This is a genomic window from Patescibacteria group bacterium (assembly GCA_028707495.1).
In the GTDB taxonomy this organism is placed as follows: Bacteria; Patescibacteriota; Patescibacteriia; order UBA2591; family JAQWAS01; genus JAQWAS01.
In genome coordinates, this window is the sequence record JAQWAS010000005.1 from 16,134 (window position 1) to 39,639 (window position 23,506).

The window sequence follows — 23,506 nt, forward strand, 5'->3', positions numbered from 1 at the left end:
TTTAATAATTTTTTAATTTTAATCAATTATAAATCGTAAATTTTAAGTTATAATTTATTTAAGCGGATCATAACCACCCTTAGAAAAAGGATTACAACGCAACAAACGCCAACTAGCTTTTAACCAACCCTTCAAAAACCCATATTTATCAATAGCTTGATAGGCATATTCTGAACAAGTTGGTTTAAATTTACAACGACCCAGGGGATGCAAAGGTGAGAACCAACCATGATCTGGTGAAAAGGTTTGCTGATAAATACGAATTAATTGCAAGCTTACAATTTTAGGAAGATGTCGAACCACTTCATACATTATATTAATTTTAACTTTTTTAATAAATCTATTAAAGTTTGGTCTAGCTCTTGATAGGTTAATTTTAAGATGCCGGGTCGAGTATTAATAATAATATCATAACCAGGTTTAATTTTATCTAAATTCAATCTAATAATTTCGCGCAACTGGCGCTTAACCTTATTACGTTGGACTGCTTTTTTAGAAATCTTTAAAGACACAATGAAAGCAAATCTTGAATTTTCTAAATCGTTAGCTAAAAATTTAATACCTAAAAATTGGTCAAGTCTTCCCTTGCCCTTTTGCCAAATGTTTTCAAAATCCTTGCGCTTGGTTAAACGAAAAGGCTTGGCCAACATAATTAATTTATTTTTTTTCGTCTGAAACGGTTAATTTTTTTCTACCTTTAGCTCGTCTTCTTTTTAAAATGTCTTTACCTTCTTTAGTTGAATTGCGTTGCATGAAGCCATGTTTTTTGGCTCGTTTTCTTTTTTTAGGTTGATAAGTTTGTTTTGGCATATCTTTATATAAATTATAAGTTAAATTAATTAAACTAAGGTTACTGAAGCCACACGATCGCCTTTCTCTTTAAAGCGCATCAAACACACACCTTGAGTAGCTCGACCCAACGTGCTTACGGATTTTAAAGGTAAGCGGATAACTTGACCCTTTTCTGAAACTAAAATTAAATCACCCTTCGCGCCTTCAGGCAAATTACGTTCATCTGTTAAACTTGCTGAAACTAACGGTCCAATTTTATCAGTAACTTGAACGGTTTTAATACCTACGCCACCACGACCCTGAATCTTGTATTGATTTAAATCTGTTTTTTTACCATAACCATGTTGGCTCACAACTAAAACTTGGCAAGTTTTACTTTTAGTCTCGGCATCAATAACATCCATGCTAATGACTTGATCGCCTTTTCTTAATTTAATTCCTCTAACACCTGCTGCTGTTCTACCCATCGATCTTACATCTTTTTCTTTAAAGCGAATCGCCTGACCTAAACGGCTGACTAACATAATTTCGTCTTGACCATCTGAAGTTTTAACCCATTCCAAAATGTCATCGGGTTTTAATTTCAAAGCAATCAAACCTGAGCGACGTAAATTTTTAAAAGCTTCAATCTCAACTTTTTTAATTAAACCTTGTTGCGTCGCCATGACTAAGTATTTTTTCTCTTTTTTCTCTTCACTAATTGGCATAATAGCTGAAACTTTTTCCTCAGAAGAAGTCTGTAAAAAATTTACCAAAGCTTGACCACGAGCCGTGCGTGAAGCCACTGGAACGTTATAAGCTTTAAGTTGAAAAACCTTACCAGAGGTGGTGAAAAATAATAGATCTGAATGAGTATTGGTTGTAAACATCAAATCCACAGCATCTTCTTCTTTGGGTGTCAGACCAATGACGCCTTTACCACCGCGAATTTGTTTTTTGAATGTCTGTGGTGGCAAACGTTTAATATAACCATCTTTGGTAGTTAAAATTACACATAACTCTTTAGGCACCACATCTTCTTGTTTAAATTCACCTATTTTATAAGGTGCCACAAATGTTCGCCGCTCATCGCCATATTTTTGAATTAACTCTTCTAATTCGGTTTTAATGACTGCTAAAATCTTTTTCTGGCTCTTTAAAATCTCTTCTAATTTTTTAATTAATTCTTTCTTTTCTTTAAGCTCATTTAAAATAGCTATGCGTTCCAAATTAACTAACTGATGTAAACGCATTTCTAAAATTGCATCAACCTGTTTAATGCTAAATTTAAATTGATGACGTAAATTCTTTTTGGCTTCGTCTTTATTTTTAGACTTCTTAATAATTTTAACTATAGCATCAATATTATCTAAGGCAATTTTTAAACCTTCTAAAAGATGAGCCCGATCTTTAGCTTGTTTTAAATCAAATTTAATCCGACGTTCAACCATCAACACGCGATGTTTAATGTATTCTTCTAGAATGCCTTTTAAATTTAAAAGTTTAGGCTGAATACCGTCAATTAAGGCAATCATATTGACATAAAAAGTATCCTGTAGCTGGGTCATTCTAAAAAGTTGGTTAAGAATTTTTTGCGGAAAAGAATTGCGTTTTAATTTAACAACAATTCTTAAACCTTGGCGATCTGATTCGTCTCGTAAATCCTGAATACCTTCAATTTTTTTATCTTTAACTAGTTCGGCAATTTTTTCTAACAAACTAGATTTGTTAACTTGATAAGGAATTTCCGAAACGATAATTGAAAAATCTTTACCATCTTCAATAATCTCTGTTTTGGCCCGTGTTATAATGCCACCCTTGCCAGTCGCATAAACATGTTTAATTTGCTCTGGATCAAAAATAATACCACCAGTTGGAAAATCTGGCCCTTTAACGTATTGCATTAAATCGTTTAATTCTGCCTGTGGTTGATCAATTAAATAAATTAAAGCCTGACAAATTTCAGTTAAATTGTGTGGCGGAATATTAGTCGCCATACCTACGGCAATCCCCATACTCCCGTTTAAAAGTAAATTCGGTAATTCACCCGGCAAAACCTGTGGTTCTTCTTGTGAACCATCATAATTAGGAATAAAATTAATCGTTTCTTTATTTAAATCTAATAATAATTCTTCACTAATCGCATTTAATTTCGCTTCAGTATAACGCATCGCGGCCGCAGAGTCACCATCAATCGAACCGAAGTTACCCTGACCATTAATTAAAGGATAGCGCATCGAAAATTCTTGTGCCATACGCACCATAGAATCATAAACTGCCATATCGCCATGAGGATGATATTTACCTAAAACTTCACCAACAACTGTAGCTGATTTTCTAAATTTAGCTTGAGCTTTTAATCCTAATTTCCACATAGCATATAAAATTCTTCGATGAACTGGTTTTAATCCATCTCTAACGTCCGGTAAAGCTCGAGCCACAATAACCGACATAGCATAATCAATATAAGAAGAGGCCATCTCATCTTTAATTGAAGCGGATATAATTTGGTTGGTTGGTTTATCTGAATTATTTAAATTATCTTTTGGGGGTTTAGCTTCCTTTTTTTGAATTATTTTTTTATTTTTAACTGCCATATTTTTAAAATATTTTATTTTTAATTTTAATAATTTAATTTATTGCATCAATTTGAATCTCGGTTGCTTCGGTTTTAGGTTCAGCCTGAATTGCTTCATCTGCCTCGTCTAAAGTTTCGTCTCCTATTTCTTCAAGGGTTTTAAAAAAAACTTCAAATTCAGCATCTAATTTGCTTTTACTTTCCTCATAAATCGCCTTCTCCTCGTCTGATAATAAACCAGAAGCGCTATGTTTAAAGGAAAAAATCCAAATAAAAATTATTAACAGCATCACCAAGCCAACACCTACCCACATTAAAACTTTTTTATCTTCTTGGCTCTGCATATTTAAATTAATTTTTATCTAAAATTATAACTTGAGATTCTTCGCCTTCAAAATCTTTACTTTTGGGAGTAAAACTAATTTCTTTGTGTGAACTATAACCAGATTCTTTTAAAAATTTATCAATCGACTCAAACTTAGATTTTTTATCGTCATCTGTTTTATAATAACAGGGGATAATTACAGTCGCATCAATTTGACTAGCTAAATTAGCTGCTCTTTTGGGTTCTAAAACGCTATCTCCACCAACCGGTAAAATTAAAATATTAACCCCATCAAACTCTTCTAAAATTTCCTCACTTAGCTTTTCATTTAAATTTCCCAAATAAACTAAATTTAAATCTTCCATTTCTATACGATAAATCATTTGATAATTTTTATCATTATAAACCGGCAAACCATAAATAAAAATACCAGCCTTTTCATATTCTCCCGGCTGATCAATAAAGAGAATCTCTTGATCGTTAAAAGATTTTTTAAACTCATCTACCTTAACCAAAGTAGACAAAACAATATTGTCTTTTAAACTGGCTGACCGAAAACTTCTTTCAGTTGGATTAATATAAATAGAGGCTCTTTTACCTTTGATAATAAAACATCCTCCACCATACCACTGTATATTCATAGATTTTAAATTTATTTAACTAAAATTAATAATTCACCCTAAGGGCTTGATTTATATATCTATTTATGATATCATACAGAAAACTATTAGTAAAGGTAAAAATATATTTAATTATTAATTTTTAATTAGTTAACTTATGACAATTCAAGATCAGACAACTCAAGATCAAACAACCGAGCAAAACCAATCTTCCATGGAAGAGCTGCTCAAGCAAAACAAAAATAGCTTTCAACTTTACAAGAAAGGAGATGTTGTTGAGGGTAAGATTATTGATATTTCGCCTAATGCTGTTTATGTCGATTTGGATGGTCGTGCCACCGGAATTATTCGCGGTCGTGAATTAATTGACGAAGGCAATGTTTATAAAAATTTAGAACCCGGCGTTATTATTAAAGCCACGATTGTTGATTTAGAAAACGAAAATGGTGAAGTTGAATTATCTATCCGCGAAACTAGTCATCAAAAAACTTGGCAAGAATTAGAAAAGCTCCGCCAAGAAGACAACACCGTTGAAGTTAAAATTCTTGATGCCAACAAGGGCGGTTTAATTATTTCTTTAAATCATATTCAAGGCTTTTTACCAACCTCGCAATTATCAGCTGAAAATTATCCTCGCGTTGATGGTGGCAATAAAGATAAAATTTTAGAAAAACTCAAGTCAATGGTTGGCCAAAAAATTAAAACTAAAATTATTGGCTTAGACGAAGTTGAAAATAAATTGATCGTTTCTGAAAAAGCCACCACCAAACAAAAACTACAAGAAAAAATGGCCAATTATAAAATTGGCGATATTGTTGAGGGTAAAATTAGCGGTATCGTTGATTTTGGTGTTTTTGTTAAATTTGAAGATAATTTGGAAGGTTTAGTTCATTTATCAGAACTAGCCTGGCAACGCATTGGCCACCCGAAAGATTTATTTAAAGTTGGCGATAAAGTTAAAGCCGAAATTATTAGTATTGATGATGCTAAAATTTCACTTTCCATTAAAAATCTAATCGAGGATCCATGGAAAAAAGTAGCTGAAAAATATAAAATCGGCAATAAAGTAAAAGGCAAAGTCTTAAAATTAGAACCCTTTGGTTTATTTGTCGAACTTGATCCAGACATCCACGGTTTATGCCATATTTCTGAAACAAACAATCAATCAACTCATGAAATGAAAAATGACATTCAACTTGGCGATGAATTAGATTTTGAAATTGTCTCTCTAGAACCTCAAGAACATCGTTTAGGCTTAAGTTTAAAACAAAAAAGTGGTAAAATAAAAGCTGGGGATAAAAAAGCAAAAAATCCATCAACTGAAACAACTGACGAAGAATCACCAAGAGAAGAAGAGAGTGGTGAAGAAAATTTAGAATCAAACGAAGAGACTAAAAAATAATTGCCCTTAAATTTTTAATACGGCATGGCCAAAACAAAAAAAAATAACAGAAAACCCAATTCTGCGATTATAAAACAAATAATTATTTTTGTAATAGTTTTTTTGGTTTTAGCTGTTATTTTTAGTTTAGCTAATTTAAATCAAACCACCAACGACCAAATTAGTCTTTCTGATTTTATCCAATTAGTTGAACAAGACCAAATTAATAAAATCGACATTCAAGAAAATGTTTTAACCTTAACCCTCCAAGATGAAAGTCAGAGAATTTTATATAAAGAAACCGATGAATCTTTGGGTGATGTTTTTAAAAATTATCAGGTTGCTCCAGAAAAAATTAGAAGTATTCAAATTGAAGTCAAAGAAAAAACTGGTTTAGAGTTTTGGCTCGTTGCTTTATTACCATTTTTATTACCTTTAATTTTAATTTTTGCGATTCTATATTTTATGTCACGCCAAGTTCGCAAAAACAATGTTCAAGCAATGATGTTTGGTAAAAGCAAAACTGAACGTTTTGAATTCAAGGGTCAAAAAATAACCTTTGAAGATGTCGCTGGTATTAAAGAGGCTAAAGAAGAATTAGAAGAAATTGTATCTTTTCTTAAAACACCTAAAAAATTTACTGATTTAGGCGCCCGTATTCCCAAGGGCGTTCTTTTGCTTGGTCATCCTGGTTGTGGAAAAACTTTATTGGCTCGAGCTGTGGCTGGTGAAGCTGGTGTGCCATTTTTTAATATCTCTGGTTCCGAATTTGTAGAAATGTTTGTTGGTGTTGGTGCTTCTCGGGTTCGAGATTTATTTAACAAGGCTAAAAAAAATGCCCCGGCAATTGTTTTTGTCGATGAGTTAGATGCTGTTGGTCGCCATCGCGGGGCTGGACTGGGTGGCTCACATGATGAGCGCGAACAAACCTTAAATCAAATTCTTGTTGAAATGGATGGCTTTGAAAAAGACACGAATGTTATTGTGATGGCAGCGACTAACCGACCAGACGTTTTAGATCCGGCACTTTTAAGGCCAGGTCGTTTTGATCGCCGTGTAGTTTTAAATTTACCCGACATTAAAGACCGTATTGATATTTTAGCCATTCATGCTAAAAACAAACCCCTAGCCGAAGAGGTTGATTTAAAAGAAGTTGCCGAGCGTACTCCAGGTTTTTCTGGAGCTGATTTGGCTAATTTATTAAATGAAGCGGCTATTTTAACCGCTAAAGCTGGTCGCAAAAAAATTCTCAAACAAGATATTTTTGATAGTATTGAAAAAGTTATGTTAGGTCCAGAACGCAAAAGTCACATTTTATTACCCGAAGAAAAAAAGATTACAGCTTATCACGAGGCCGGTCACGCTTTAGTTTCCCATCTTTTACCTCATGCTGATCCGGTCCAAAAAGTTTCAATTGTTTCCCGTGGCATGGCCGCTGGCTATACTTTAACTATGCCAGAAACAGATAAATCATTAAAAACTCGTTCTGAATTTGTTGAAGAATTGTCAGTTTTATTAGCTGGTTATGCGACTGAAAAAGAAATTTTACACGAACTCACCACTGGCGCCACCAATGATTTAAGTCGGGCAACTCAACTTGCTCGCAATTTAGTTACCCAATACGGCATGAGTGAAAATCTCGGACCACAAACTTTTGGTAAAAAAGAAGAAATGATTTTCTTGGGTAAAGAAATTCACGAACAACGCGATTACAGTGAAAAAATCGCTGAAAAAATTGATCAAGAAGTTAGTCAGTTAATTCAGACTTCATATCAAACTGCCAAAGATTTAATTTTAAAAAATAAAAATATTTTAGAAGCTATCGTTAAACAACTTTTAATTAAAGAAACTTTAGAAAAAAAAGAATTCGCTCAATTCTTTCTTTCTTAAAAAAATAAATAAAAAATTATGTCTATTTATCGCCCCATTTTCAAACAGTCTTGGCAAATTATCAAAAAATATAAATTTTTATGGTGGTTTGGTATATTGATTACTCTACTTTCATCCACCGCCAATGAATTAACTATTATTATAAATAATTTGGGCAATTTGATTAATGGTAATTTGCCAATGATGTTTTATAATTTATATCATTTACGTTTTTTAAATATGCCCGGTAGCTTTTTAGCTTTATTGTGGCAAATGCCAACTATAAATTTAATTTTTTATTTAGGAGGTTTGGGATTAATTACGGTTTTTTTAATTTGGCTAGGCATAATTGCTCGCGCAGCTGTAATTAATTTTGTTTTAAATCAACCCAACCAAACTAATTTTAAAAATCAGTTTCAGCAAGGCAAACAAAATTTCTGGCCATTATTTAAATTCACCCTAAGCGCTCGTTTAATTGCTTATGGTTTTTTATTAATTATTTTATCGCCCTTAATTTTGTTTAAAAATATACATAATTTTTGGATTTATTTAAGTTTTGCTATTTTTATTTTGGTAAGTATTTTTTTAATGTTTATTTTACGTTATGGCTCTATTTATGTAATTAAAAAACATTCTAATGTTTTAGAAAACTTAAAAAATAGTTTTAAATTGTTTAAAAATAATTTTGTAATTAGTTTAGAAATGATAATTCTAATTGCTTTAATTACTTTATTGATGGGTATTATAAGTATTGTTATTACTATTATTGCTTTAATTCCTTTAATTTTAATTTTTTATATTTTTACTAGCTTAAATTTAGTTTGGGGAATTAATGTTATTTTAACGCTGATAATAGTTTCCGTTATTTTTCTCTTTTTATTATCCAGCGCCATTATTCAACTCTATCAACAAACTGCTTGGGTTTTATTATTTGAAAAATTAGTTAGTCAAAGTATTAATAGTAAAATTAAACGCCTAATATCACGTTCTTAAAAAATTAATTTAATTTTGTTGGTTAATAAGGTGTTTATAATTTGTTATTTTAAAATAGAATAAGTTGAGGATTAAAAATCTTATTTTGGCAAATTTTATAAAAACCCAACTTTATCCACTTTTTATATTAATTTTATTAGACCTGATTTCCCAAACTTATACACACCCAATTTGTTTTTAAATCTAGTCTGATTTAATTTATTAACACAATTCACACCCTTATTACTATTATTATTTATTATATATATTTATCAATTAATACTAATACATTCTATGAAACTCACTTGTTTACAAAAAAATTTATTAAAAGGTTTAAATACAGTCAATCATATTAATCCTGGTTCTGTAAGTTTACCAATCTTAAATAACGTTTTATTAAAAGCTGAAGATGGAGTTTTACATTTAGCAACTACCGATTTGGAAACAGGAATTAAAACTAATGTTCGAGGTAAAATTGAAAAAGAAGGTCAAATTACCGTGCCGATTCAACTTTTAACAAATTATATTTCACTATTACCAAACGAACAAATTCAAATTGAATTAGATAAGGATATATTAAAATTAAAATGTGGAAATAATCAAACTAAAATTAAAGGAATCGATTCTAGTGATTTTCCTTTAATTCCACAAATAGAAAAAGAAAATTGTTTTATTTGTTCAACTCAAGAATTTAAAGAAGCAATTCAAAGAGTAGCTTTTACAATTAATCCCAGTGAAGTGAGATCAGAAATTAGTGGTGCTTTGTTTAATTTTAATAATCCCGAAGAAAAAAAATTAACCTTAGTTGGCACTGATTCTTATCGCTTAGCAGAAAAAACAATTAAATTAGAAAATGATTCTAGTTCACAAGCACAACAAGTGATTGTGCCTTACAAGGTTTTACAAGAAATGATAAAAATTGTAGATTTGGAAGAAGATAAAATAAATATTTACGTAACTGAAAATCAAATTTTATTTACTCAAGAAAACACAGAAGTAATTTGTCGAGTTGTATCTGGTCAATATCCAGATTATAAAACTATTATTCCAACAGAATTTAAAACTCAGGTTTTGGTAGATAATAATAACTTAACTAAAGCCATCAAAACTGCCGCTTTATTTTCTCGTTCAGGAATTAATGATATTAATTTAAAATTAGACAATACTAAAAATAAAATCATTGTTTCTTCAATTAATAGTCAGGTGGGTGAAAATATAACCGAAGTCGAGGCTGATATTAAGGGTGAGGCTAATAATATCGTTTTTAATTTTCAATATCTTTTAAACGGTTTATCAAATTTAAATAGTAACGAAATTAGTTTGCAAGTTGTTGATGAAAATAACCCTGGTTTGTTTAAGGTGGCCGACAAAAACGATTATTTGTATATTATTATGCCGATTAGACAATAGAATAGGTTGTAATAAATAAATAATAAATATTCAATCAGATAATTAAAATTCGAAAGCCCGAGTTACGCTAACTCGGGCTTTGTTTTTGTGTTAAAGATTTGCCGGGTTTTTAAAACACACGGTGTTTATCTATTGAAAATAGATACGCCCGGTGCCTAGGTGAAAGAGGATTGTTTGACCATCTTTTTTAAGAGACAAAACTCTTTCGTTTTTTCCCATGCCGTCATTCCATGGACCTTGGTTTTCCCAACCTGTCGCCCCTAATTTTTCCAGGGTGGTTCTGTCACCATCTTTAAGATTTTCGGGACACATTTTTCCTCCTTATTTTTTGTTTTTAAAAAAGTACAACGTTGCTATTTTAGGGGATATGAAAATAAAAGTCAAGTTTAAAAGTAAATAACAATTTATAATTAATAAATTATTTAATTCATTAAAAAATTAATTATTTAATTAACTAAACTGTGGATGAAGGGTGGATGAATTGGGTTTGATTGAAAAGAGTGAGGGAGGTATAATGGAGGAATAAAGAAATTGGTGTTTGATATCATGTTTTATATTTTTTTAAAATTAGTTACAAGATAAAAACACAATAACATTACTAAAAAAAGATACTATGTTTGAACAATCATTTAAAAATATCGATAATATACTTCACACCGATTCTGGCTGTGGAACCGAGCTTGATTATGTGGAGCAAACTTCATGGATTTTGTTTTTGAAATATCTTGATGATTTGGAAGAAGACAAGAAAAAGTCAGCCACTTTGTCTGGCAAAAGTTATGAATATATTTTATCCCCGGAATATCGCTGGAACAATTGGGCTTGTCCTAAAAATGTAGGTGGAAAGTTAGACCATAACAAAGCGCTAGATGGCGATGATCTGAAAGAATTTGTAAATAACAAACTTTTCCCATATCTCAAAAAATTTAAAGCGGAAGACCCGAATACGATTGAATACAAAATCGGCGAAATCTTTTCTGAACTAAAAAATAAAATCCAGAGCGGTTACAAGCTACGAGAAATTTTGAATGTTGTGGACAGCATGCATTTTCGGCTTTATGAAGAAAAGCATGAACTTTCTCATCTCTATGAAGCGAAAATTAAAAATATGGGCAACGCCGGCCGAAATGGCGGTGAATATTATACGCCTCGTCCGTTGATTGCCACTATCGTGAAAGTAGTAGTACCAAAAATTGGCGATACGATTTATGACGGTGCTTGCGGAAGCGCGGGTTTTTTGGTGGAGGCTTATAAGTATCTTACAGAAAATCAATCAAAATTGTCTTCCGGTCAAATGGCGACTTTGCAGAATAAAACTTTTTACGGCAAAGAAATCAAATCTCTTGCCTACATCATCGGCATTATGAATATGATCTTGCATGGCATTGAAGCGCCGAATATTCGCCACACGAATACTCTAGCAGAAAACATTAATGATATTCAGGAGAAAGATCGTTTTGACATTATTCTCGCCAATCCTCCTTTTGGTGCAAAAATAGGAACTGAACTTCAACAGAATTTTCCAATTAAATCCAGCTCATCTGATAATTTATTTTTACAACATTTTATCAAGATTTTGAAAGCTGGCGGAAGAGCTGGCATTGTTATTAAAAATACTTTTCTTTCCAATACTGACAACGCAAGTGTTTCGCTTCGCAAACTCCTATTAGAAAATTGCAATCTGCATACGGTTTTGGATTTGCCGGGTGGCGCTTTTCAGGGTGCAGGCGTAAAAACTGTGGTTTTGTTTTTTGAAAAGGGCAAGCCAACAAAAAGGGTTTGGTTTTATCAGCTTAATCTGGCGCGTAATCTGGGCAAGGGTCAACCTTTGAGTGAAGCAGATTTGGCAGAGTTTGTGGAATTGCAAAAAAACAAGGCGGACAGCGCGAATTCATGGTCAATAGATGTGAAAAATGTTGATCAAGGCACTTTTGATTTATCGGTAAAAAATCCGAATAAAAATGACGAGGTGATTTTAAGAGAGCCAAAAGAGATTTTGGAGGAGATGAAGAAATTGGATGAAGAGAGCGGAGAAATATTTAAAAATATCAAACACATAATTCATGACTAATACTGCTATTAAAATTTATTTTTCGGACTATTTTGAAATAGACCATAGCAAGATAGAAAGTTATGGCGCTCTTGATATTTCCTTATTATCTGATAATCCCGCTTTCGTTGATCCATTCTTAATTTTTTATAGCAAAAATAAAGACTATCAAAAACTGCATCAATTTATCGTCAATTATTTAATCTTTTTAAAAAAGCAAAGCGATGATGGAAACTTCTCTCAACTATTCTACGCCTTTCCAGAAGTAAATGAGGTTTGGCTTGGCTTTTCAAAAAGTGGAAACAGGGGGCTTGGCTTAGGTAAATATTTTGCAAATGAACTAAATGAAAATCTGGTTAGTATTTTCAAGGGAAGTAAAAACAAAATCACAAAAAGTACGCATATTGAAAAACTTTGCATTATCGGAGAGCGAGTTGGCGCGGATAAAGTAAGCGATTTTACATTAAATCTGATAAAACACTATTTAGTAAAGTATACTGAAAAATTTGCCACTGAAAATTTAGATAAAAAATATATTTCAAAATTTAGGGTATCAAAATTATACTTTGATTTTGAAAAAAATAACTGGGTAGACGGTGAAGCCACTCTTCCAATAAGTCCACATAATAAATCGGATTTTGTTTTGTTAACTCCTAAAGATATTTTGGTAAAAGAAGAGGGCTGGATATCTGTAAATGATTTTTTGAACAATGACGGGTTGATTATAAACAATATTCCAAATGACGATTTACGTTATAAAATCAATCAGTATTTTCTTTCTTTAATTCCAGATAAGCGCAATAAACGAGGCAAACCGGAAAAAGATTTTTCAAAGAAAAACACTAGAACTGCCTTAAAAGAAACGGCAAAAAAATATCCTGAATTAATCGATTATTTCATAAAGTACAAGGAAGAAAATGGGCAGGGTGCAGTTGAAGCAAGTTTAATTGATAACGATTTTTTAAAGCAAGTTTTTTATCTTGGTGTTAAAACGATTACAGAAAAATTAAAAACAGAGGGATTTTACTCGATAGATAAAAAGGATAATTCATTTTTAGAAACAGTAGATAAAATCAAAAAATTTAAATATGTATTGGAAAAAAGAGATGGTTGCGATGTATTTTGGGACAAAAATAAGTTAAGAAAATTTAAAGAGCCAGATGTAGACAAAATGATTGATTTAGTTTTCGCATCTTCTGATTTTTCCGTAGACAAGCAGGTTAATAACGGAAGAGGGCCATCTGATATTAAAGTTTCAAAAGGATCTGCTGATTGTACTATCATAGAAACGAAACTTGCTAAAAACACACAGCTAGAAAAAAATTTACAAAAACAGCTAAACATCTACAAGGAAGCAAATAATACAGCTAATGGTGTTTATGTGATTTTATATTTTAATGATTCTGAACTTAAAAAAGTGGATAGCATATTGAAAGGATTAAAAATGACTGAATTTGTTGATGAATGGATATTTTTAATTGATTGCAGAAAGAAAATATCTGCTTCAAAGGCTTCATAATTTATATGAAAATGAGTATTACTAAAAAAACTAACTGGCAAACAAAAAAACTTAGCGAAATTTGTGATTTTTTTACTGATGGTAATTGGATTGAAAGCAAAGACCAATCGTCTGATGGTATACGACTGATTCAAACTGGAAATATCGGTCAGGGTTTTTTTAAAGATCGTGGAGAAAAAGCACGTTATATTTCTGAGAAAACTTTTAAGCGATTAAAATGCACGGAAATTTATAAAGGAGATATTTTGATTTCACGATTGCCCGACCCTGTCGGAAGGGCTTGCATCTTGCCTGAAATAGGTGAAAAAATGATCACCGCTGTTGACTGCAGTATTTTAAGATTAAATAAAAACACTTCCCCCAAATTTTTAAATTATTACACCCAATCAAATAGTTATTTAAGTGAAGTTGAGCAAAAGACGACAGGCACCACTCGAAAAAGAATTAGTAGAAAAAATTTAGGTTTAGTAAAAATTCCTCTCCCGCCCCTCCCCGAACAACACCGCATCGTAAAAATTTTGGATGAGGTTTTTGCGGATGTGGCGATGGCGGAAGAAAATGCGGAAAAAAATCTTCAAAACGCCAAAGAGCTTTTTGAATCGTATTTGCAGAGTGTTTTTGCGAATCAGGGAGAAAATTGGGAAGAAAAAAGGCTTGAGGAACTTGGTAAAATAACATCGAGTAAACGAATATTCAAAAAAGAATATGTAAAAAACGGCGTTCCTTTTTATAGAATTAAAGAAATTAAAGAGCTTGCACACAACAAAAATATTACACTTGAGTTATATATTTCCCCAAAAAGATACAAAGAAATAAAAGACGTTTTTGGAGTACCACTGGTCGGAGATATCCTAATGACTGCAGTAGGAACGATTGGTGAAATATGCGTAGTAAAAAATGAAGAGGAATTTTATTTTAAAGATGGAAATATACTCTGGTTCAAAAACTTTAATTCAGTTGATCCCCATTATTTAAAATTTGTTTTGATGTCATTTGTTGAGCAAATAAATAAATTATCTAAAGGTTCAGCATATAATGCTTTGACGATTGAAAAAATAGAAAAACACAGAATATTTCTTCCGTTATCAATTACCGAACAAAAATCCATCGTCGCTAAACTAGACGCGCTTTCTGCTGAAACCAGAAAACTGGAAACGATTTACCAACAGAAATTAGCTGATTTGGAGGAGTTGAAAAAGTCGGTTTTAAAGAGGGCGTTTAGTGGGGAATTGTAGTTTTGTTAATCCTTGTTAACCCTGCTTGACATATAAGTTAACATCTGTTAACCTTATAGTATATTAAGGTTAACAAACATTTATGACAAAAAAAACAAAAAAAACTTATGTTTCAGTAGCTGAATTAGCTAAAATCATAGGGATAAGCCGAATTGCCGTTTTTAAACGAATCAAAAAAGAACAAATTCCCGCTGAAAAAATTGGACATTCTTATGTGATTTCTATGGATTATATTGACGAAATTACCAAAGGAAATCACGCAAGAGCTTTAACAGAAAAAGAAAAAAGAGAAATTCAAGAAGCTGTCGAAAGGGTTATAAATGAATATAGCAAAACGCTTCAATTGTTAGGTAAAGAATAATCCTATGAGAATAGAACGACTAACTATAAAAGATATTGAATATGTTGCCTATAGGTTGGCTCAAGAGACCATGGGGTGGTCTGAACCTATTCCTGATTTTAGTACACGTTTTACAAATGCTCTAGAACGATCTATTGAAACACCTTTTCAGTCTTTTGATGGCAAACAATTATATCCTGGGCTTATAAAAAAGACCTCAATACTTTTTTATTTAATGATAAAAAATCATCCCTTTCAAAACGGTAATAAACGAATTGCGATGACGACTTTATTTTATTTTTTGCATGTTAATAAAAAATGGCTAAGAGTTGATAATCAAGAACTTTATAACTTTGCTAAATGGGTAGCTGAAAGCAATGCAAGGCTAAAAGATAACACCTTGGGTTCAATCGAAACCTTTCTTAAATTATATATAATTGATAGATAAATAATATGAACGAAGCAGAAACAAGAGCCGAATATATTGACCCGAAGCTCAAAGCGAGCGGTTGGGGCGAGGTCGAAGGATCAAAAGTCCTACGCGAATTTCGTATTACTGACGGCAAAATTCAAACAGGGGGAACCAGAAGCAAACCGGAGATTGCCGACTATATTTTGGTATATAAAAATCAAAAGATTAGTGTAATAGAAGCTAAAGCCGAGAATTTACCTGCTACCGAAGGAGTGGCACAAGCCAAAGCGTATGCCGAAAAGCTGCATATTGATTACACCTACGCCACCAACGGCAAAGAGATTTACGCCATTTCCATGAAAACCGGCGAGGAAGGCGAAATTGCCGATTTCCCAACCCCTGACGAACTTTGGAATAATACTTTTGCAGATTGGAGCGAATGGAAAGAAAAATTTGTGAGCGTCCCCAACGAAGGTGAATATGGCAAAAGATATTATCAGGAAATTGCTATCAATAATGTTTTAAATGCGGTGGCAGAAGAAAAAGACCGAATACTTTTGACCATGGCGACCGGAACAGGAAAAACCGCTGTGGCTTTTCAAATCGCTTGGAAACTTTTTCAAACTCGCTGGAATCTAAAAAGAGACGGCGCGCGAAGACCGCGCATTTTATTTTTGGCGGATAGAAACATTTTAGCCGATCAAGCGTTCAATGCTTTCTCCGCTTTTGATAAAGATGCGCTGGTACGAATCAATCCTTTGGATATTCGCAAAAAAGGCGGAGTGCCGATGAGCGGAAGCGTTTATTTTACAATCTTTCAAACTTTTATGAGTGGTCCGGATGGAACGTCGTATTTTGGCGATTATCCGGCAGACTTTTTTGATTTTATTATTATTGACGAGTGTCATCGAGGCGGTGCGAATGATGAAAGCAACTGGCGCGGAATTTTAGATTATTTTTCTCCTGCCGTTCAACTTGGTCTAACCGCTACACCAAGACGACAAGATAATGCGGACACTTACCGCTATTTTGGCGAACCGGTTTATACTTATTCACTCAAAGAGGGCGTGAATGATGGATTTTTGACACCTTTTAAAGTCAAAAGAATCAAAACTACGCTGGACGATTATATTTATACTTCGGATGACCAGATTATTGAGGGTGAAGTGGAAGAAGGTAAAATCTATGAAGAGCCGGATTTTAACAAAATTATTGTTATTAAAGAACGCGAAGCCAAAAGAGTACGGGTTGTTTTGGATGAAATAAACCAGAATGAGAAGACAATCGTTTTTTGCGCTACGCAAGATCATGCTTTAGCTGTTCGTGATTTGGTAAATCAGATGAAAGAAAGCAAAGATCCAAATTATTGCGTCCGAGTAACCGCCAATGACGGCGCGCGCGGAGAACAATTTTTGCGTGAATTTCAAGATAACGAAAAAACAATTCCTACGATTCTGACGACTTCACAAAAACTTTCTACCGGCGTGGACGCGCGAAATATCCGCAATATTGTTTTGATGAGACCAATTAATTCAATGATTGAGTTTAAACAGATTATCGGTCGTGGAACTAGGCTTTTTGACGGCAAAGAATATTTTACAATTTATGATTTTGTTGATGCTTATAAGCATTTTTCCGATCCGGAATGGGATGGCGATCCGATAGAAGAAGTCTGCTCAAAATGTGGTCAAAATCCTTGTATTTGCGAATTAAAACCACCGCGCGTTTGTAATGTTTGCGGACAGAGCCCTTGTGTATGCGAAAAACCGCCCAAAATATGCCCTGTGTGCGGAAAAGAACCTTGCGAGTGTGAGAATCCACCAAAGAAAAAACTGAAAATAAAGTTGCGTGATGGAAAAGAGCGTGAAATTCAACACATGATTTCGACTTCGTTTTATAGTGCGGACGGAAAACCAATTTCTATTCAAGAGTTTATGGATAATATGTTTGGCGCTATGCCGGAATTTTTCAAGAGTGAAGAAGAACTCCGAAAGATTTGGTCAAATCCAACGACCAGAAAAGCATTTTTAGGTAGTATTGCGGAAAAAGGTTTTGGCAAAGACGAATTAGGAACACTGCAAAAGATGATTGATGCCGAGCAGAGTGATCTTTTTGATGTTTTGACCTATATATCATTTTTAACACAACCAATTTCTAGAACTCAAAGAGTAAAACAATCAAAAGACAAAATCTTTAAAGGACTAGATGAAAAACAAAAAGAGTTTTTAGATTTTGTATTGTCTAAATACGAAGAAAAAGGAGTTGAAGAACTGGACGAAGAAAAATTACCGGTACTGCTTAATTTAAAATATCACGCAATCGCAAATGCAGAACAATCGCTTGGAAGTGTGGATAGTATTCGTTCAATATTCTTTGCTTTTCAGAAAAATCTGTATGCCAAGATAAATAAAATTAATACATAAAGATAACTAAATTTCAATCAGATTAATCTAAAAACTAAAAATAAATTTTTTAAAGAGGTATTAGGAAAAAAGTTTTAAAATATTTTTTTATCTCACAAAAAGCAACCTCTTATAGTGTCGTAATAAAATAAATTTAACGAATTAACATAAATTAATTGATTATTAAAATCTTGATATTAATAATTTATTAAATTAAAAATTAACCACATGAACCCAGAAATTAAAAGTGAATCAAAATTTAAAATAACTAAAGACAAATTAATAGCTAAGCATTTACCCACCTTGTCAAAAATCTTTCGTTTGCGTTTTATTAAAAAAATATTTAAATTTGCCTTTTTCTTTTTGATAATTATAGCAGCCCTTTTCGTTGTTGATGATTATTTATATCAATATTATGATTGTTCTTTGTTTGATGGTTGTTATTATGATGATTATTATAGCAACAGCGATAGTTCAGATTGTAATGTCTTGGGTATAGAATTATTTGGTGATTTGGTAACCTATGCCGAGGATTCTGAATTTAAACAAACAGCTTCTGAGGATATAGTTTTTACTCTAGCTGAGGCTGAAAACGACAAGGCCACCAAAGCTGTGCTTTTGGAAATTGATTCTTACGGTGGTTATCCGGTTGCGGCTGAAGAGGTTGCCTTGGCTTTAAAGAGGCTGAATAAGCCGAGCGTGGCCTTGATTAGGGAAGGTGGAGTTTCGGCTGCATATTGGGCAGCGACAGGAGCGGATGTTATTTTTGCTTCAAAAAATTCTGATGTGGGTGGAATCGGAGCGACCATGTCTTATTTGGATTATAGTTTACAGAATCAACGCGATGGTTTAACTTACAACTCTTTAAGCTCAGGTAAATTTAAGGATACCGGCAATCAAGATAAGCCGTTGTCTTTAGAAGAAAAAAATCTTTTAATGCGTGATGTAAATATTTTACATCAAAATTTTATTGAAACAATTGTTGAAAATAGAAATTTAGATCTTCAACAAGTCGAAAAGATAGCTGATGGTTCAACTATGTTAGGCCAAATGGCTCTAGAAAACAATTTAATTGATTATATTGGGGGAATAAATGAAGTAGAGGAATATTTTAAAGATTTGATTGGTGAGGATGTTTCTATCTGTTGGTAGGTTTTAAATTAAACATATTTATCATATAAAAAAGCAACCTCGCACGAGGTCGCTTTTTTATTGTTAGGTTAAAAAACTCTTAAGCTTTTTTAACTTGAACAGCGGAATCTCCTTTGGGAGTGTTTTCAATTTCAAATGTGACTAAATCACCTTCGTGTAATTCTTCAAAGTCAACGCCTTCTAGGCTGTTAGCATGAAAAAAAACATCTTTGTCATTGTCTTCACGTGAAATAAAGCCAAAGTTTTTGTCCGTTATTTTTTTTATAGTACCTTGCATGTGAATGTAAAATAAGATTAATTAGAATAAACATTAACGTAGAAATTCGACTTTATATCCACTTTTTAATATTTGTCTTCCTTGTTGTCCAAGGAGAAGTTTTTAAGCTTATGTTTATTATATAGCTAAAAGATATTTTTGTCAAGGGGTGATGTTTTTTAAAATTATTTTTTGTTACATTTTTTATTTTAAAACGTATAATATTATATAACCATTTTAATTAGTCATGACTTTAGAATTAAGTTATAATAAAGAAAAGATGTTTAAATTTATACAAAAAGTTTGGTGGAAATTTAATCGACCATCAGATTCAAGATTAATTTTAAAATACGGTTTAACATGGAAAAATTATCAATCATACAATTAGTTAAAAAATGTCAGCAAGGCGAAGTGGATTATTTTACACAGCTTTATGATGAATATGTAGATAAAATTTATAAATTTATCTATTATAAAACTTGGCACCAGGAAACGGCAGAGGATTTAACTTCGGAAGTTTTTTTAAAAGCTTTAAAAAATATTCAAAATTATAATGTTAATAAAGCACATTTTTCAACCTGGTTATATCAAATTGCTCGTTATAGTGTAATTGATTATTATCGACGATATAAAACAGAGATTAATATTGAAGATATTTGGGATTTAGATGATGGTATTGATCTTGAACAAGACATTGTTAATCGCGAGTTATTAAATAAAATTAGAAACCTTTTAAAGACGCTTAAGCCACAACAACGGGAAATAATTATTTTACGCGTGTGGCAGGGCTTAAACTATCAAGAGATTAGTCAAATTACGGGACAGACTTCAGCTAGTTTAAGAATGATGGTGGGGCGGGTTTTAAAATTAATTCGTCAGCAAGACTTTAATCTATTAGTTTTAATATGTTTAATTAAATTAATTAAAATATAATTATATGGAAAATAATGTACAACAAATTTTAAACGAAATATATCAATTAGATTCAAGTTTAAAAAAGCGCGAAACTGAATTAATTAAAATTATTCAAACCATGTTAGCACAACAGCCTCAATTTGAATTAGATCAAACTTTTGTTGCTAACTTGAGACAACAATTAGCATCTAAAACAGCGGCAACTTTAGCTAATGAAGTTAAAAAAAATACCTGGTTTGAGTGGTTAAAACCGGTGGCTGTCGTTGGGGCGAGTTTAGTGGTTTTATTAATAGTCGCTTGGCCGTGGTTGAAATTTAATAAACCACAAGCTGATTCTAATTTAGCTTTAAATTTAAAAGTAGAAATTAATCAACTTCAACCAGGCGCTTTTGGTAATTTAGCTTCAAGTTTATTAAGTTCACAAGCTGATGATCAAGCCTTAAATGTTAGAGAAGTTAAGGGCTTGGGTGGTGGCGGAAATGTTACGACACCAGCCATGCCAGTTATTGATTCACAAGGAACAAAAGAGATGTCAATGATTTATCAACCAACAATTTTTGAATTTAATTATCTTGGTCAGGAATTAGAACAAACTCTTCAAAGTCTAGATGTTTTAAAAAGAGTTAAGGGTGGCCAAGCTGGTCAGCAATTGGGTCGAATTTTGCAGGGGTTAAATTTTGAGATGTTAAATTTAAAAGCTTTTACTAATTTAGAGATTACTAATTTAAGTGCGGTAGAAAAAAAAGACAAAGGTTATAGTTTGGCGGTTAGCACAGAAGAAGGACGCATTTCACTTTATCAAAATTGGCAGACCTGGCCAACTTTAGAAATTGATTGTCGCGGAGATGATTGTAATCGAGAAATAAAAAATTTAGTCAAAAACTATTTAATTCAACCACAAGAATTAATTCATCTTAGCGATCAATTTTTACAAGAACATGGTGTTGATTTAAGTTCTTATGGTCCGGGAGAAATACAACCTTTACCCTATTGGATTGAAACCGTTGATTATGTGAGTGATTATTTGTCAGTGATTTACCCCCTACAAATCAATGGTTTAAATGTTTATGATCAACGTGGTTTTAAACAGGGCATTGAGGTAAGTTTAAATTTACGTCAACAAGCCGTTAGTAGTGTTAATAATTTAGAAACCCAAATTTATCAAAGCTCAAGTTATAATTTAGAAACAGACATACAACAAATTTTAAAATATGCCCAACAAGGTGGTGCTAATCCGATGTATAAAAATGAAGATTCGCAGATTGTTCAAATAAATATTGATACGCCGGAATTAGCTTATATAAAAATTTGGCGTTATGAAAATAATCAATCCGACGAATTATTGGTGCCAGCCTGGGTTTTTCCAATCATTAACAAGCCCCAAAATGAGTATTTTTATCAGGAGAAAGTGGTGGTGCCCTTAGCTAAAGATTTTTGGCAACAAGAAGAGATTTATGGTCCAATTCGTTTAATGCAGGAGGGAGTAGAAATTGATGCTCCAGTGCCAGCTATTGATAAAAGTGAAGAGATTGGTTTGTAAAAATTAAATAATTAAAATAAAAAAAGTAGCTTGGAAAAACAGGCTACTTTTTTGTTTGAAAAATGGCTAGAACAAATTTATTGAGTTATAATATTTTATGATGATAAAATTTTTATCTAAAATTAAAATAAGTTTTTTAGTTTATGGATTAATTATATTTTTAATTAGTTTGTCTTTGTTTTGGTGGTGGCAATTAATTTTTATTGTTCTGAGTTTATTATTAGGCTATTGGTTTTTTTATGGTCAGCCAAAAAATAAAATAAAATTTAAAAATATTTCTATAACTTGGTTGATTTTGCCGTTAATGCTAATTTTAATTAGTCATTTTTTACCCTTTATTTTATATGGTCAACACCCGTTAGGCTATGATACTGGATTTTATAATTATAATATTAATAAAGAGAGACAATTTCTATCGCAAAATCAAACCACGCCAATGATAATTAAGATAGATCAAAGTCAGTTAGTTAAGGATCATCAGGTTGGTTGGTTATCAAGATTAAAAAATTTAAGTTTCGATTTAACTTTAATTGAATCTTTGGGTTCTCGATGGTTAACTAGAGGTTTAATAAGGTTAGGCTGGACCAATTGGATGATTTTATATTTGTTTCCAATTTTAATGTCAATTTTATTGGGTTGGTTGATTTATATTTTAGCCAAAAAACACTTTAATCAATCAACTGCTTGGTGGTCGATTTTATTTTATAGCTTATCCTTAACGCAATTTTTAATTTACTGGCATGTTTTTTGGAAAAATATTCTGGGCTTAGTGATTATTTTTGCTATTTTAAATTTATTGTCTTTAAAAAATAAAACAGGTTTGGGCTTAGCTTTGTTTTTAATTTTGTTTTTATTATTTAGCCATAGAACTTCTTTCTTTTTAATTATTTTAGTTTTAATTATTTATTTAATAGTTAGTGATTATAAATTTAAATATTATTTATTGGTTGGTTTAATTTTATTAAGTTTATTTTTTAGTTGGTTTAATAGAGGTTTAATAATTTATTTATGGCAACAAATTGCAAGCAATTTTGAGGCTTATTATGATTTTTTTGCTATTCGTCAAGGGAGCTTTATTGAATGGTCACAGTATTTAATTTATAGTTGTTTTTATCTGCCCTTAGCTGTTTTGGGTTTAATAGATTTAATTAAAAAGAAAAAAATTAATATAATTGTGATTTATACTTTAATTTTGGGGGCTTTAGTTTTGGGTAAGTTTATTTTTTATACTCGGCTAATTGGTTTTTTAGATTTAGGTATAATTATTTTAGCCGGTTATGGTTTTAGTAATTTATTAATTAAAACAGATTATTTTAAAAAATTTGAATGGCTAGCTGGAGGCGTTTATTTTTTAATAGCAGTTTATTTTTTTACTTTAGTTACAGCTCAACAATCTTTAATTAGTCAGACAGAGTTGAAAAATATTCAACAAATGAGAAATTATTATCCCCAAGTTAAGATTTTTGTTCCTGATTCATATTATGCAAGTTGGTTATATGGGTTTTCCGACCATGAAATTATTGCCCCAGGGTTACAAGATAGGTGGAGTTTAGAAAAGTGGCAGATTTTTTGGCTGGCAGATATAAATAAGCAAGTAGAAATGTTAAGTCAATATAAACAATTCCTCTTGATTTATAAAAGTCAAACATCTTTTATTGATCCAACCCTAGATAACCAGTGTTTTAAAAAAATAAACGAATATTTTTATTTATTTATTTGTTATTAGTTGAATAATTAATATAAAAAAAGAAGTTTTTTA

The 23,506-nt window shown here is 31.8% G+C and carries 23 protein-coding genes; 15 read left to right on the forward strand and 8 right to left on the reverse strand.

From position 1 onward, the window contains the following. Window positions 1-54: 54 nt before the first annotated feature. From yidD to PHS07_02495, 6 genes are read right to left on the reverse strand one after another with little or no spacing between them, the layout of a single operon-like run. On the reverse strand, window positions 55-312 hold the full coding sequence (yidD, locus tag PHS07_02470) for a membrane protein insertion efficiency factor YidD (GenBank protein ID MDD4607179.1): 258 nt from the start codon (window positions 310-312) through the stop codon (window positions 55-57). Then, window positions 312-650, reverse strand: a complete 339-nt coding sequence (gene rnpA, locus PHS07_02475) for a ribonuclease P protein component (GenBank protein MDD4607180.1) — start codon at window positions 648-650, stop codon at window positions 312-314. Before rnpA ends, yidD begins: the two co-directional genes overlap by 1 nt. Window positions 651-657: 7 nt before the next feature. Continuing rightward, the gene (gene rpmH, locus PHS07_02480; protein MDD4607181.1) at window positions 658-810 is read right to left on the reverse strand and encodes a 50S ribosomal protein L34; all 153 of its coding nucleotides are present in this window, start codon (window positions 808-810) and stop codon (window positions 658-660) included. A 29-nt stretch (window positions 811-839) separates the two neighbouring features. After that, window positions 840-3,368: a DNA gyrase subunit A gene (gene gyrA, locus PHS07_02485; protein ID MDD4607182.1), complete on the reverse strand. Its 2,529-nt coding sequence runs from the start codon at window positions 3,366-3,368 to the stop codon at window positions 840-842. Between the two features lie 34 nt (window positions 3,369-3,402). Continuing rightward, window positions 3,403-3,693 carry a hypothetical protein gene (locus tag PHS07_02490; protein ID MDD4607183.1) on the reverse strand — a complete coding sequence of 97 codons (291 nt, stop codon included), beginning with the start codon at window positions 3,691-3,693 and terminating at the stop codon, window positions 3,403-3,405. 7 nt (window positions 3,694-3,700) lie between these two features. Continuing rightward, the gene (locus tag PHS07_02495) at window positions 3,701-4,315 is read right to left on the reverse strand and encodes an MBL fold metallo-hydrolase (protein MDD4607184.1); all 615 of its coding nucleotides are present in this window, start codon (window positions 4,313-4,315) and stop codon (window positions 3,701-3,703) included. Window positions 4,316-4,451: 136 nt separating this feature from the next. On the opposite strand from PHS07_02495, the gene PHS07_02500 reads away from it, so the two are divergent. The 4 genes from PHS07_02500 to dnaN all read left to right on the forward strand — a co-directional run bounded on the left by PHS07_02500 (window position 4,452) and on the right by dnaN (window position 9,926). Then, the gene (locus tag PHS07_02500; protein MDD4607185.1) at window positions 4,452-5,696 is read left to right on the forward strand and encodes a S1 RNA-binding domain-containing protein; all 1,245 of its coding nucleotides are present in this window, start codon (window positions 4,452-4,454) and stop codon (window positions 5,694-5,696) included. A 24-nt stretch (window positions 5,697-5,720) separates the two neighbouring features. Next, window positions 5,721-7,565 carry an ATP-dependent zinc metalloprotease FtsH gene (gene ftsH / locus PHS07_02505; protein ID MDD4607186.1) on the forward strand — a complete coding sequence of 615 codons (1,845 nt, stop codon included), beginning with the start codon at window positions 5,721-5,723 and terminating at the stop codon, window positions 7,563-7,565. An 18-nt stretch (window positions 7,566-7,583) separates the two neighbouring features. Continuing rightward, complete coding sequence (locus PHS07_02510; protein MDD4607187.1) at window positions 7,584-8,537, forward strand: hypothetical protein; 954 nt, start codon at window positions 7,584-7,586, stop codon at window positions 8,535-8,537. Window positions 8,538-8,810: 273 nt separating this feature from the next. Then, on the forward strand, window positions 8,811-9,926 hold the full coding sequence (dnaN, locus tag PHS07_02515; protein ID MDD4607188.1) for a DNA polymerase III subunit beta: 1,116 nt from the start codon (window positions 8,811-8,813) through the stop codon (window positions 9,924-9,926). Window positions 9,927-10,055: 129 nt separating this feature from the next. On the opposite strand, the gene PHS07_02520 is transcribed toward dnaN, so the two are convergent. Next, the gene (locus tag PHS07_02520) at window positions 10,056-10,238 is read right to left on the reverse strand and encodes a hypothetical protein (GenBank protein ID MDD4607189.1); all 183 of its coding nucleotides are present in this window, start codon (window positions 10,236-10,238) and stop codon (window positions 10,056-10,058) included. 301 nt (window positions 10,239-10,539) lie between these two features. Here PHS07_02520 and PHS07_02525 point away from each other — a divergent pair, with 301 nt between their 5' ends. The 7 genes from PHS07_02525 (at window position 10,540) to PHS07_02555 (ending at window position 19,036) form a co-directional block, all read left to right on the forward strand. Then, entirely contained in the window at window positions 10,540-11,997 is a 1,458-nt protein-coding gene (locus PHS07_02525; GenBank protein MDD4607190.1) for a class I SAM-dependent DNA methyltransferase, read from the forward strand. Continuing rightward, complete coding sequence (locus PHS07_02530; protein ID MDD4607191.1) at window positions 11,990-13,495, forward strand: hypothetical protein; 1,506 nt, start codon at window positions 11,990-11,992, stop codon at window positions 13,493-13,495. Before PHS07_02525 ends, PHS07_02530 begins: the two co-directional genes overlap by 8 nt. A gap of 5 nt (window positions 13,496-13,500) precedes the next feature. Continuing rightward, window positions 13,501-14,730 (forward strand): restriction endonuclease subunit S, encoded by a 1,230-nt coding sequence (locus PHS07_02535; protein ID MDD4607192.1) that lies wholly within the window; start codon window positions 13,501-13,503, stop codon window positions 14,728-14,730. A gap of 82 nt (window positions 14,731-14,812) precedes the next feature. Continuing rightward, a complete protein-coding gene (locus PHS07_02540; GenBank protein ID MDD4607193.1) occupies window positions 14,813-15,091 on the forward strand; it encodes a hypothetical protein in 279 nt (92 codons plus the stop codon). A 4-nt stretch (window positions 15,092-15,095) separates the two neighbouring features. Then, entirely contained in the window at window positions 15,096-15,518 is a 423-nt protein-coding gene (locus PHS07_02545; protein ID MDD4607194.1) for a type II toxin-antitoxin system death-on-curing family toxin, read from the forward strand. A 5-nt stretch (window positions 15,519-15,523) separates the two neighbouring features. Next, complete coding sequence (locus PHS07_02550) at window positions 15,524-17,905, forward strand: DEAD/DEAH box helicase family protein (protein ID MDD4607195.1); 2,382 nt, start codon at window positions 15,524-15,526, stop codon at window positions 17,903-17,905. A gap of 207 nt (window positions 17,906-18,112) precedes the next feature. Next, entirely contained in the window at window positions 18,113-19,036 is a 924-nt protein-coding gene (locus PHS07_02555) for a S49 family peptidase (protein MDD4607196.1), read from the forward strand. Between the two features lie 79 nt (window positions 19,037-19,115). On the opposite strand, the gene PHS07_02560 is transcribed toward PHS07_02555, so the two are convergent. Further along, window positions 19,116-19,313: a cold shock domain-containing protein gene (locus tag PHS07_02560; protein MDD4607197.1), complete on the reverse strand. Its 198-nt coding sequence runs from the start codon at window positions 19,311-19,313 to the stop codon at window positions 19,116-19,118. A gap of 226 nt (window positions 19,314-19,539) precedes the next feature. Here PHS07_02560 and PHS07_02565 point away from each other — a divergent pair, with 226 nt between their 5' ends. The 4 genes from PHS07_02565 to PHS07_02580 all read left to right on the forward strand — a co-directional run bounded on the left by PHS07_02565 (window position 19,540) and on the right by PHS07_02580 (window position 23,473). Next, entirely contained in the window at window positions 19,540-19,680 is a 141-nt protein-coding gene (locus tag PHS07_02565; protein ID MDD4607198.1) for a hypothetical protein, read from the forward strand. Continuing rightward, a complete protein-coding gene (locus tag PHS07_02570) occupies window positions 19,653-20,225 on the forward strand; it encodes a sigma-70 family RNA polymerase sigma factor (GenBank protein MDD4607199.1) in 573 nt (190 codons plus the stop codon). The genes PHS07_02565 and PHS07_02570 overlap by 28 nt, the downstream gene beginning before the upstream one ends. Before the next feature lie 4 nt (window positions 20,226-20,229). Continuing rightward, window positions 20,230-21,747, forward strand: coding sequence for a hypothetical protein (locus PHS07_02575; GenBank protein ID MDD4607200.1), 1,518 nt, complete (start codon window positions 20,230-20,232; stop codon window positions 21,745-21,747). 97 nt (window positions 21,748-21,844) lie between these two features. Next, a complete protein-coding gene (locus PHS07_02580) occupies window positions 21,845-23,473 on the forward strand; it encodes a hypothetical protein (protein ID MDD4607201.1) in 1,629 nt (542 codons plus the stop codon). The last annotated feature ends 33 nt before the right edge of the window (window positions 23,474-23,506 follow it).

Excerpts from the sequence above, each read along its gene's own strand:
- PHS07_02555 (MDD4607196.1), top strand. The coding sequence starts at position 18,113 with ATGAACCCAGAAATTAAAAGTGAATCAAAATTTAAAATAACTAAAGAC.
- PHS07_02535 (MDD4607192.1), top strand. The coding sequence starts at position 13,501 with ATGAAAATGAGTATTACTAAAAAAACTAACTGGCAAACAAAAAAACTT.
- PHS07_02540 (MDD4607193.1), top strand. The coding sequence starts at position 14,813 with ATGACAAAAAAAACAAAAAAAACTTATGTTTCAGTAGCTGAATTAGCT.
- PHS07_02565 (MDD4607198.1), top strand. The coding sequence starts at position 19,540 with ATGACTTTAGAATTAAGTTATAATAAAGAAAAGATGTTTAAATTTATA.
- PHS07_02550 (MDD4607195.1), top strand. The coding sequence starts at position 15,524 with ATGAACGAAGCAGAAACAAGAGCCGAATATATTGACCCGAAGCTCAAA.
- PHS07_02575 (MDD4607200.1), top strand. The coding sequence starts at position 20,230 with ATGGAAAATAATGTACAACAAATTTTAAACGAAATATATCAATTAGAT.
- PHS07_02580 (MDD4607201.1), top strand. The coding sequence starts at position 21,845 with ATGATGATAAAATTTTTATCTAAAATTAAAATAAGTTTTTTAGTTTAT.
- gyrA (MDD4607182.1), bottom strand. The coding sequence starts at position 3,368 with ATGGCAGTTAAAAATAAAAAAATAATTCAAAAAAAGGAAGCTAAACCC.
- PHS07_02530 (MDD4607191.1), top strand. The coding sequence starts at position 11,990 with ATGACTAATACTGCTATTAAAATTTATTTTTCGGACTATTTTGAAATA.
- dnaN (MDD4607188.1), top strand. The coding sequence starts at position 8,811 with ATGAAACTCACTTGTTTACAAAAAAATTTATTAAAAGGTTTAAATACA.
- PHS07_02545 (MDD4607194.1), top strand. The coding sequence starts at position 15,096 with ATGAGAATAGAACGACTAACTATAAAAGATATTGAATATGTTGCCTAT.
- PHS07_02570 (MDD4607199.1), top strand. The coding sequence starts at position 19,653 with ATGGAAAAATTATCAATCATACAATTAGTTAAAAAATGTCAGCAAGGC.
- ftsH (MDD4607186.1), top strand. The coding sequence starts at position 5,721 with ATGGCCAAAACAAAAAAAAATAACAGAAAACCCAATTCTGCGATTATA.
- PHS07_02490 (MDD4607183.1), bottom strand. The coding sequence starts at position 3,693 with ATGCAGAGCCAAGAAGATAAAAAAGTTTTAATGTGGGTAGGTGTTGGC.
- rnpA (MDD4607180.1), bottom strand. The coding sequence starts at position 650 with ATGTTGGCCAAGCCTTTTCGTTTAACCAAGCGCAAGGATTTTGAAAAC.
- PHS07_02495 (MDD4607184.1), bottom strand. The coding sequence starts at position 4,315 with ATGAATATACAGTGGTATGGTGGAGGATGTTTTATTATCAAAGGTAAA.
- PHS07_02525 (MDD4607190.1), top strand. The coding sequence starts at position 10,540 with ATGTTTGAACAATCATTTAAAAATATCGATAATATACTTCACACCGAT.
- rpmH (MDD4607181.1), bottom strand. The coding sequence starts at position 810 with ATGCCAAAACAAACTTATCAACCTAAAAAAAGAAAACGAGCCAAAAAA.
- yidD (MDD4607179.1), bottom strand. The coding sequence starts at position 312 with ATGTATGAAGTGGTTCGACATCTTCCTAAAATTGTAAGCTTGCAATTA.
- PHS07_02510 (MDD4607187.1), top strand. The coding sequence starts at position 7,584 with ATGTCTATTTATCGCCCCATTTTCAAACAGTCTTGGCAAATTATCAAA.
- PHS07_02500 (MDD4607185.1), top strand. The coding sequence starts at position 4,452 with ATGACAATTCAAGATCAGACAACTCAAGATCAAACAACCGAGCAAAAC.
- PHS07_02520 (MDD4607189.1), bottom strand. The coding sequence starts at position 10,238 with ATGTGTCCCGAAAATCTTAAAGATGGTGACAGAACCACCCTGGAAAAA.
- PHS07_02560 (MDD4607197.1), bottom strand. The coding sequence starts at position 19,313 with ATGCAAGGTACTATAAAAAAAATAACGGACAAAAACTTTGGCTTTATT.